7 protein-coding genes and 3 pseudogenes are annotated in these 10,013 nt (G+C 43.7%); 5 read left to right on the top strand and 5 right to left on the bottom strand.

Annotated features, from left to right (window positions below):
* Nucleotides 1-163 precede the first annotated feature (163 nt).
* Nucleotides 164-1,162: a UDP-glucose 4-epimerase GalE gene (gene galE / locus BGL89_RS18735; RefSeq protein ID WP_286827031.1), complete on the bottom strand. Its 999-nt coding sequence runs from the start codon at nucleotides 1,160-1,162 to the stop codon at nucleotides 164-166.
* A gap of 69 nt (nucleotides 1,163-1,231) precedes the next feature.
* Here galE and pap point away from each other — a divergent pair, with 69 nt between their 5' ends.
* The 4 genes from pap (at nucleotide 1,232) to purN (ending at nucleotide 4,297) form a co-directional block, all read left to right on the top strand.
* Nucleotides 1,232-2,725, top strand: a complete 1,494-nt coding sequence (pap, locus tag BGL89_RS18730) for a polyphosphate:AMP phosphotransferase (protein ID WP_286827030.1) — start codon at nucleotides 1,232-1,234, stop codon at nucleotides 2,723-2,725.
* Between the two features lie 104 nt (nucleotides 2,726-2,829).
* On the top strand, nucleotides 2,830-3,381 hold the full coding sequence (locus BGL89_RS18725; protein WP_286827029.1) for a DUF6036 family nucleotidyltransferase: 552 nt from the start codon (nucleotides 2,830-2,832) through the stop codon (nucleotides 3,379-3,381).
* Nucleotides 3,378-3,662 carry a hypothetical protein gene (locus tag BGL89_RS18720; RefSeq protein WP_193957035.1) on the top strand — a complete coding sequence of 95 codons (285 nt, stop codon included), beginning with the start codon at nucleotides 3,378-3,380 and terminating at the stop codon, nucleotides 3,660-3,662. The genes BGL89_RS18725 and BGL89_RS18720 overlap by 4 nt, the downstream gene beginning before the upstream one ends.
* On the top strand, nucleotides 3,659-4,297 hold the full coding sequence (gene purN, locus BGL89_RS18715; RefSeq protein ID WP_286827028.1) for a phosphoribosylglycinamide formyltransferase: 639 nt from the start codon (nucleotides 3,659-3,661) through the stop codon (nucleotides 4,295-4,297). The genes BGL89_RS18720 and purN overlap by 4 nt, the downstream gene beginning before the upstream one ends.
* A 50-nt stretch (nucleotides 4,298-4,347) precedes the next feature.
* On the opposite strand, the pseudogene BGL89_RS18710 reads toward purN, so the two are convergent.
* Both BGL89_RS18710 and BGL89_RS18705 read right to left on the bottom strand, forming a co-directional pair.
* Nucleotides 4,348-4,843 (bottom strand): annotated as a pseudogene (locus BGL89_RS18710) (Uma2 family endonuclease).
* Between the two features lie 46 nt (nucleotides 4,844-4,889).
* Nucleotides 4,890-5,358 (bottom strand): annotated as a pseudogene (locus BGL89_RS18705) (Uma2 family endonuclease).
* A gap of 201 nt (nucleotides 5,359-5,559) precedes the next feature.
* Between BGL89_RS18705 and BGL89_RS18700 the strand changes: the two are divergent.
* Nucleotides 5,560-8,280 (top strand): valine--tRNA ligase, encoded by a 2,721-nt coding sequence (locus BGL89_RS18700; protein WP_286827027.1) that lies wholly within the window; start codon nucleotides 5,560-5,562, stop codon nucleotides 8,278-8,280.
* Between the two features lie 69 nt (nucleotides 8,281-8,349).
* On the opposite strand, the gene BGL89_RS18695 is transcribed toward BGL89_RS18700, so the two are convergent.
* Together BGL89_RS18695 and BGL89_RS18690 are read right to left on the bottom strand one after the other, a co-directional pair.
* A complete protein-coding gene (locus BGL89_RS18695) occupies nucleotides 8,350-9,786 on the bottom strand; it encodes an NADP-dependent isocitrate dehydrogenase (protein ID WP_286827026.1) in 1,437 nt (478 codons plus the stop codon).
* Between the two features lie 47 nt (nucleotides 9,787-9,833).
* Nucleotides 9,834-10,013, bottom strand: a pseudogene (locus BGL89_RS18690) (hypothetical protein); the annotation flags it as partial.

The raw sequence follows: 10,013 nt of genomic DNA, 5'->3' as shown, positions 1-10,013 counted from the left end.
CAAGGGCAACAAAGCCTGAAACGACCGGCTACTGACTCCTGACTCCTGACTCCTACCACCACCGAAAAACTTTTTCAGCAGACCCTACTTAGTAGTTTTTTACTGTTATCGACTGATAGAACTGTTCAATCTTATAAGATTAAAGTTTAGCACTCGATCGCTGTTAAGCGTGTCTTTTTTGATGCCAATTCCAGGCGTGTTCAACTATTACCTTGAGATCGGCATATTGGGGATGCCAACCGAGAACCTGTTTGGCTTTATCGCTACTGCCGATTAAAATAGGGGCATCGCCTGCCCTTCTGGGACTTTCGATTACGGGAATACCTAAACCAGTTACCGCTCGCGCTGTTTCAATCACTTCGCGCACAGAAAAACCGTTACCATTGCCCAAATTAAACACATTACTTTCGCCCCCATTTAAGAGATATTCTAAGCCTAAAACGTGAGCTTGGGCTAAATCATTAACATGGATATAATCGCGAACAGCAGTGCCATCGGGAGTATCATAATCCGTGCCGAAAATTGACAGGGAATCACGTTTTTTCAGGGCAGTTAATAAAGCCAGGGGAATTAAATGGGTTTCCGGTTGGTGATCTTCCCCTAATAAACCACTGGGGTCGGCTCCTGAAGCATTAAAATAACGGAAAGCCACCGATTTTAAACCGTAGGCCGGTTCAAAATCCCGAAGAATTTGTTCCACCATTTCCTTACTGGCAGCGTAGGGACTGAGGGGATAATGGGCATGATTTTCCGTCATGGGAATTTCCTTGGGCATTCCATAAATAGCACAGGTGGAAGAAAAAACAAATTTCTTCACATCGGCGGCGATCATCGCTTGCAAAAGAGTCAGACTACCACTAACATTATTTTGATAGTAAATAGCCGGTTGCTGCACCGATTCTCCCACCGCAATAAAAGCGGCAAAGTGCATGACGGCGGCAATATTGCGACTAGCGAATAAATTATCGAGCAGCGATCGATCCCTAGTATCACCGACAATTAACTCAACTTTTAATATATCCTTAATGATTTCGGCGTGACCGTAGGATAAATTATCGAGTACGATGACGGAATAACCGGCATTTTTGAGCGCTAGAACCGCATGGGAACCAATATAACCCGCACCGCCAGTAACGAGAATGGTAGGTTTAACTTGAGACACGCGATCATACCTATTTGAAATTGACTTGTCTATAACTTTATACCCTAATTTTCCTTTTAGTTGACCATCATGTTAAGTCCCCTCGATCTATCTCTTTCCCTTGACAAAGAAACTTATCAATCACAAATTAAAGATTTAATGGAACAACTGCGATCGCTACAGCAGTCCTGTTGGGAGTGTAAATTACCCGTGGTGGTGGTTTTGGAAGGTTGGGCAGCGGCAGGGAAGGGAACTTTAGTCAAAAAAATGGTTAACTATATGGATCCTCGCGGTTTTACCGTCCATCCCATTTTAACCCCTTCCTCCCAAGAGGAAAGTTACCCGTTTTTGTGGAGATTTTGGCAAAAACTGCCAGCAAAAGGCAGTATCGGCATTTTTTATCACAGTTGGTACACTCATCTACTAGAGGATCGACTCTTGAACAAATTGCCCTCCTCCCAGATTCCCCTGGTCATGCGCGATATCAACACCTTTGAGCGACAATTATTTGATGATGGGGTCGCAATCGCTAAATTCTGGATTCACCTCAGTCAAAAGGAATTAAAGTCACGCATCAAAGAATACGCCGAAAATGAGCTAGAATCTTGGCGCGTGCGTCCGGAAGATTGGCAACAGGCCAAACGTTATGATGAGTATGCCAGTTTAGCCGAGGAAATGATTACCTACACTAGCACGGGGGCCGCCCCTTGGACATTGGTGGAGGGCAACTGTCAACGTTGGGCCCGGGTAAAAGTTCTCTCCCAATTAGTCGGTACGATCGCTCAAGCTTTGGATCAGCGCCAATTACCGATCGAACCTCCTGCCAATCTACCACCCCAAGCCCGATTACTGCCCACGGAACCCGATTATCTGGCGAGAGTAGATTTAAGTGCCAAACTAGAGAAAGAAGACTATAAAATCCGTTTGCGTGAGGCACAGGTAGAATTAAGAAAACTGCAATTAAAGATTTTTCAGGCAAATATCCCCGTTTTAGTCCTGTTTGAGGGTTGGGATGCCGCTGGCAAAGGTGGTGCAATCAAACGCTTAACCGATACCCTCGATCCTCGCAGTTACCAAGTTATTCCCTTTGCTGCCCCGACGGAGGAAGAACACCGCTATCATTATCTCTGGCGCTTCTGGCGGAAATTGCCCGCGGCCAAAACTATCGGTATATTCGATCGCAGTTGGTATGGACGGGTTTTAGTGGAGAGAGTGGAAGGATTCGCTAAAGATATGGAGTGGCGACGATCCTATCAAGAAATTAACGAGTTTGAGGCGCAATTAACCCATTCTGGCTGTGTTTTAGTCAAATTCTGGTTACATATTAGCCCGGAAGAACAGTTAAATCGTTTCGAGGAACGCCAAAATAACCCCTATCGTCAGCATAAACTCACCGATGAAGATTGGCGCAATCGAGAAAAACAGCCCCTCTACCATGTGGCAGTTAATCACATGGTAGCCCGCACTAGCACCCCCGTCGCCCCCTGGACGATTGTGGCGGCAAATGATAAGTATTTCGCCCGTGTTAAAGTCCTCGATACAGTAATTGCCGCTATTGAAACCGGATTGAAACAACGCGAATAGGGCAGATAGGGGGATGGGGATTTTTTCGATTCAGTTGTAGAATTTACTTTTGAGTAGGCACTAAACTAAACTGGTAACTTGAGGCAGATAATCACGGCCAAAAAATGCGTGCAAACGTTGACGCTCAGAAGTTAGAACGCCTAATGCAAATCTTAGGTAAAGAAGCTCAGGGTTCAGGCACTATCTACTTTACAGGTGGAGCGAGTGCCTTACTGGTGGGATGGCGCAATTCCACAGTCGATGTGGATATCCGTCTAGATCCCGAACCACCGGGCATTTTTCCAGCGATCGCCAAGCTGAAAAAAGAATTGAACATCAACATTGAACTGGCATCTCCGCAGGATTTTCTGCCCCCTATTCCGGGATGGCGCGAGCGAAGCGTATTTATTGGCAAACGAGGTCAAATTTCTTTCTATCACTATGATTTTACAGCCCAAGCTCTTTCTAAACTATCGAGAGGATTTGACCGTGACTTGAAAGATATTGAAGCTATGTACGAACACAAATTATTCTCTTTGAATGAGCTAGGGGAATGCTTTGAAGCGATTGCACCGGAACTAATCCGATTCCCCTCCCTTAACCCTGATGTGCTGAGAAGCAGAGTCGAGAACTTCATGGCACGTTTTCAAGATAAACCACAGCAGGAGCAATCATGAATCTCAATGAGTTGCCAGGAGCCGAGATCATCTTACCCGGACTGAGGGATCTTCACAATGGTGAGTCCAATACTATTGGGGCGTTGCTAGTTGCGATCGCATCGACCCGCCTAACGGAAGTCGGTTTCGATATCCCCAAAAATCACCTAGCTTCAGAGCCAGAGCTAACCTTGTATGCTTATCTCCAAGAGGAACGGGATGATGCTTATTCTTACTATAATGCTTTGCTGAATCGCCTCAATAGCTTTTGCAATGCACTCGAACTCGGTTATAAAATATGATGACAATTTCCCCAAGTTTAATTTCTCCCGATCTTAGTTTGGCCGATATTCCCCTAGAGGAAACCCTCTCTTTAGGAGTGATGGCTTCTGGTAGTGGTTCCAATTTTGCTGTTTTGGCAGCAGCGATCGCCAAAAAACAGCTAAATGCCGAGATTTCTGTCCTCATCTACAATAATCCCGATGCCAAGGTAAAAGAAAGAGCCGATGACTACAATATCCCCGCAGTTTTCCTCGATCATCGTCAATTTAAACCCAGAGAAGAACTCGATCGAGCTATAGTCAAAACTTTCCAAGAATACGGCGTAAAATGGGTAATTATGGCGGGCTGGATGCGAATTGTCGCCCCGGTTTTACTAGATGCTTTTCCCGATCGCGTGATCAATATCCATCCTAGTTTACTACCCAGTTTTAAAGGTGTGCGTGCCGTGGAACAAGCTTTAGCTGCGGGGGTAAAAGTAACCGGATGTACTGTGCATATCGCTCGCGCAGAGGTAGATAGTGGCCCAATTTTAATGCAAGCAGTGGTTCCCATTCTCCCCGATGATACCGCCGCCAGTCTCCACGAACGCATTCAAGTGCAAGAACATCGCATTTTCCCAGTAGCGATCGCTTTAGCTGCGAAATTGGGTCTGTAGAGATAGATTTCCCGATTCCTTGGCAATAATACGGGCAAAAAAACGAAAATTCAAAGCAAATCGTTAAATATCACTCCTTGATAAATTTCCTGAAAACTGAGAGCAAAATTGACAGAAGTTAAAGATAAACTGGCATTTTCTCCCTCGTATTCCGTTAATAACCATTTATTTTCTTCAGTTTTGTTATACTGCATGACATAGGGACGACTTTGGCTGATCAGAATATATTCTTGAAATTCTGGCAGCGAACGATAATAGAGCATAATAAATCGGTTCACCCTCAATTAGCATCACATCGGGATAGGTTGCCTGACGATATTGCGCTATCCATAATTTCACATCACCGATAAATATTTTATAGTTGGACTGTGGTAACTTTAGGCGTAAATAAAAGTAAAAATTACCTGCAATTTTATTATGATCGGTAGTGCCTCCTGTCATCGGTACGATTTCCCCATCTTGATACTCATTTTTATAGGCTGCCGTTTCCTCTAGTTCTAAATATTCGGCAAAGCTAAAGGTACTTTTATTTGTTGCTACAGTCATAATTTATTGATTTTTTGGTTAACTTAAGCTTGTTGAAACAACTGGTTTAATCATTGATTATATTAAAAGTAACCCCTTCATAAATTTCCTGAAAACTGAGACCAAAATTGATAGAAGTTAAAGATAAACTAGCATTTTCTCCCTCGTATTCCGTTAATAACCATTTATTTTCTTCAGTTTTGTTATACTGCATGACATAGGGACGACTTTGACTGATCAGAATATATTCCATAATAAATCGGTTCACCCTCAATTAGCATCACATCGGGATAGGTTGCCTGACGATATTGCGCTATCCATAATTTCACATCACCGATAAAAATATTATATTTCTGTCCTTTGAGGGCAAATTTTAAATAAGCGGCAAAATTGAGAGCAATTTTATTATGATCGGTAGTGCCTCCTGTCATCGGTACGATTTCTCCATCTTGATACTCATTTTTATAGGCTGCCGTTTCCTCTAGTTGTAAATATTCGGCAAAGCTATAGGTAATTTTATCTGTTGCTATAGTCATAATTTATTGATTCGCTCTCTCAATTGATTATAGCAATTATTATACTGGTGAGAGACATTAGCCATATTTACCCCAGCAAAAGATAACAGCTATCTTAATAGGACTATTGAAAATTTTTTAGCCAGCAACTAAATAGGAATTTGATCTCTCCCAAATGTGGGACAATTGACAAAGAACTAAGAATTGTAGAATCCCCCCATCATGACCTCGGAACTATCGAAGCAATACGATCCCAAGATCACAGAAACGAAATGGCAGCAATATTGGGAAAATCAAGAAATATTTAAGGCAAACCCCGAAAAAGGCGGCGAAACCTACTGTATAGTCATCCCTCCTCCCAATGTTACCGGTAGTCTCCACATGGGTCACGCTTTCGAGAGTGCTTTGATTGATACACTTGTTCGCTACAAGCGGATGACCGGCAAAAATACCCTCTGGCTGCCCGGTACGGATCACGCTAGTATTGCAGTACAAGCTATACTCGATCGCCAATTAAAAGCCGAAAAAACCGACCGTTACCAACTAGGAAGGGAAAAATTCCTCGAACGCGCTTGGCAATGGAAAGAGGAGTCTGGTAGTACCATTGTTAATCAACTGCGACGCTTGGGGGTATCCGTCGATTGGACGCGGGAACGTTTCACGATGGATGAGGGACTTTCCCATGCTGTTCGTACTGCTTTTATTAAACTTTATGAGGACGGATTAATCTATCGCGGTCAATACTTAGTTAACTGGTGTCCCGAATCCCGATCGGCCGTTTCCGATTTAGAGGTGGAAAACAAGGAAATTGAGGGAAATCTCTGGTATTTTCGCTATCCTCTCAGCGATGGTAGCGGTTATCTTCAAGTAGCCACCACAAGGCCCGAAACCATGCTCGGTGATACTGGTGTCGCTGTCAACCCGCAAGATCCCCGTTATCGCCATTTAATCGGCAAAACCGTCACTTTACCGATAATGGGGCGAGAAATCCCCATTATTGCCGATGAATTAGTCGATCCCGAATTCGGTACTGGTTGCGTTAAAGTTACGCCGGCCCACGATCCTAAGGATTTTGAGATGGGTAAACGCCATAATTTACCCTTTATTAATATCATGAATTTAGACGGCAGTTTAAACGAAAATGCCGGAATATTCGCGGGTCAAGATCGTTTTTTTGCCCGCAAAAATGTCGTTAAAAAACTCGATGAAGACGGCTTTTTAGTTAAGATTGAAGCCTATCGCCATAGCGTCCCCTATAGCGATCGAGGTAAAGTTCCCGTGGAACCCCTTTTATCTACCCAATGGTTCGTTAAAATTGAACCTTTAGCCACAAAAGCTTTAGCCTATTTAGATCAGGAAAACTCGCCCCGTTTTGTGCCAGAAAGATGGACAAAAGTTTATCGCGATTGGTTAGTTAAGCTAAAAGATTGGTGTATTTCTCGACAACTGTGGTGGGGTCATCAAATTCCCGCTTGGTATATTATCAGTGAAACTAATAACGAAATTACTAACCATACTCCCTTCGTCGTTGCCGAGGATGAAACCTCCGCTTTAGCCAAGGCTAAACAAGAGTATGGAGAGGATATAATTATTCAACAAGACCCCGATGTTTTAGATACTTGGTTTTCCTCGGGATTGTGGCCATTTTCGACTATGGGTTGGCCAGAAAAAACCCTTGATCTAGACACCTATTATCCCACCACCACCCTCGTCACCGGTTTTGATATTATCTTTTTCTGGGTGGCAAGAATGACGATGATGGCGGGCTATTTTACGGGACAAATGCCCTTTAAAGATGTCTATATTCACGGTTTAGTTAGGGATGAAAATGGCAAAAAGATGTCTAAATCTGCCAATAACGGCATCGATCCTTTAATTTTAATTGATAAATACGGAACCGATGCTTTACGATATACCTTAATTCGGGAAGTGGCAGGAGCAGGACAGGATATCAGTCTGCAATATAACCGTAAAACCGATGAATCGGAATCCGTAGAAGCTGCCCGAAATTTTGCCAATAAAATTTGGAATGCTTCCCGTTTTGTGATGATGAATCTGGAGGGAAAAACCCCAGAAGAATTGGGAGAACCAGCTTTAGAAAATTTAGAATTAGCCGATCTCTGGATTTTATCTCGTTATCATCAAACAGTGCAAAAAACTAGAGATTATCTAGAAAATTATGGCATGGGAGAAGCGGCAAAAGGTCTATACGAATTTATCTGGCGCGATTTCTGTGATTGGTATATCGAGTTAGTAAAAACTCGTTTATGGAAGGATAAAGAATCGGTTTCCTGTGCCACTGCCCGCCAAACTTTGGCTTTTATCTTGGCAGGGACATTAAAATTATTACATCCCTTTATGCCCCATATTACCGAAGAAATTTGGCATAATTTAACCCAAGAAAATCAGCAAGTTTTGGCTTTACAAACCTATCCCATAGCTGATAGTTCTCTGATCGATATAGATTTAGAAAATACTTTTGAGTTATTAATTGAAAGTATTCGGGTGTTGCGTAATTTGCGCGCCGAAGCGGGGATTAAACCGGGGGCAACGATCACAGCAATTTTACAGACAGAAAACAGCCAAGAATTAGCTATTCTGCAACGCGGACAAGTGTACTTAAAAGACTTGGCTAAGATCGAAAACTTAATTTTGACGGCCAAACTAACCGAGGAAGTCAATCAAGCGATCGCCGGTGTTGTCGCTACGGTAGAAATCCTCATCCCCCTGTCCGGATTGGTTGATATATCGGTATTGGCAGGGAAATTAGCGAAAAATTTAGCTAAAGTAGAAGGGGAAATCAATAGTTTGAGCGATCGCCTGAATAAACCTAGCTTTGTCGAAAAAGCTCCAGAAGCTTTAATCCAAAAAACGAAGCAAGCTTTAGCAGAGTCCAAAAAACAAGCCCAAATTCTCCAAGAACGCTTAAAACGTCTGCATTAACGGAGGCAGAGTTTATTTTGGGGATTTTCCGAAAAATAGGGCAGTTTTCAGGCTACCCTAACCAGAAAATTAATCGCCAAAATGGGAGATAATCGCGTCGGCAAATTCGGAACATTTCAGGGGAGGATTAACGGGGGGTTCCATCAGACGCGCTAAATCGTAGGTAACTTGTCGATTAGCGATTGCCGCTGCGATGCCTTTTTTAATCAAATCGGCTGCTTCTTGCCATCCCATGTATTCCAACATCATTACCCCAGAAAGAATCACCGAACCGGGGTTAATTCGGTCTAAACCGGCGTGTTTAGGGGCTGTGCCGTGGGTTGCCTCAAAAATAGCGCAAGTATCGCCAATATTCGCCCCAGGTCCCATACCCAAACCACCGACGATCGCTGCTGCCGCATCGGAGAGATAATCACCATTCAGGTTCATGGTAGCGAGGATCGAGTATTCATCGGGACGGGTTTGGATCTGTTGGAAGATACTATCGGCAATGCGATCGTTGACCATAATTTTATCTTGCCACTGCCCATTGCCGTGGGTTTCCCAGATAGCATCGAGAACACTGGTAACTTCTTGGCAGATTTTGGCTTTTTTCTCGTCTGTAAGGGCATCATAACCCGGTTCCACCATGCGGGCGTTATCTTCGATGCTCAGATCAGGGTTTTTCTCCTTATTGCTCAGTATCCATGACTCCATCTCAGTAACGCACACATCCCGGAATTCACTTTTAGCTAATTCATAACCCCAATCCCGAAACGCCCCTTCGGTATATTTCATAATGTTACCCTTGTGGACGAGAGTGACTTGATTTTTCGGTTTGGGTAAAGTCAGCGCTCGTTCGATCGCCCTGCGGACTAATCTTTGGGAACCTGTCTTACTAATCGGTTTGATCCCGATACCCGCATCGAGGGGAATTTGTTTTTTACCATGTTCGGGAGTGGCGGGAATTAGTTCCGTGTTGAGATAATTAATCAGTTTATCGGCGATTTCCGTGCCTTGTTTCCATTCGATGCCGAGATAAATATCCTCGGTATTTTCCCGATAGACGATGACATCGAGCTTTTCCGGGGTTTTATGGGGGGAAGGGGTTCCCGCATAGTAACGACAGGGACGAACACAGGCATAGAGGTCAAAAATTTGCCGCAAAGCCACATTCAGGGAACGAATGCCGCCACCGATCGGAGTGGTCAAGGGACCCTTGATGGCAATACCATATTCTTTAATCGCTGTCAATGTATCTTGGGGTAGATATTGATAGGTCCCGTAGATTTCGCAAGCTTCATCGCCAGCATAGACTTTAAACCAATGGATTTTCCTTTGACCACCGTAGGCTGTGGCGATCGCTGCATCGATAACTTTTTCGGTTGCGGGCCAGATATCGACTCCCGTACCGTCACCACGAATGAAGGGAATGATGGGATCGTCGGGAACTAGAGGTTTTCCGTCAGAAAAAGTAATTGTCGAGCCTGTTGTCGGTGGGGTGATTTTTTCGTAGCTCACAGTCATGGACTTCCAGAAACAGTGTTTATCTATACGTTGGGAGTCTAGCGCCGTCAATATCTATACTCAGGGATTTTGGGTAATTTCTTAAAGATTCCTTTGCTGGCATCTCCGTCAAAACAACCTAGAGGAAATCTATTTAGGTTCTTCGTTACTTGGTATGGTTCGATAGGGTGGCATAAATCGACTAAATCCTTATCTGGTAAGAGATTTAATTGATTAGTTCGCTCTAG

The sequence above is a fragment of the Microcystis sp. LSC13-02 genome (genome assembly GCA_002282935.1).
In the GTDB taxonomy this organism is placed as follows: domain Bacteria; phylum Cyanobacteriota; class Cyanobacteriia; order Cyanobacteriales; family Microcystaceae; genus Microcystis.
Note: the sequence above shows the minus strand (reverse complement) of the source record. Positions and strands in the feature narration are given on the sequence as shown.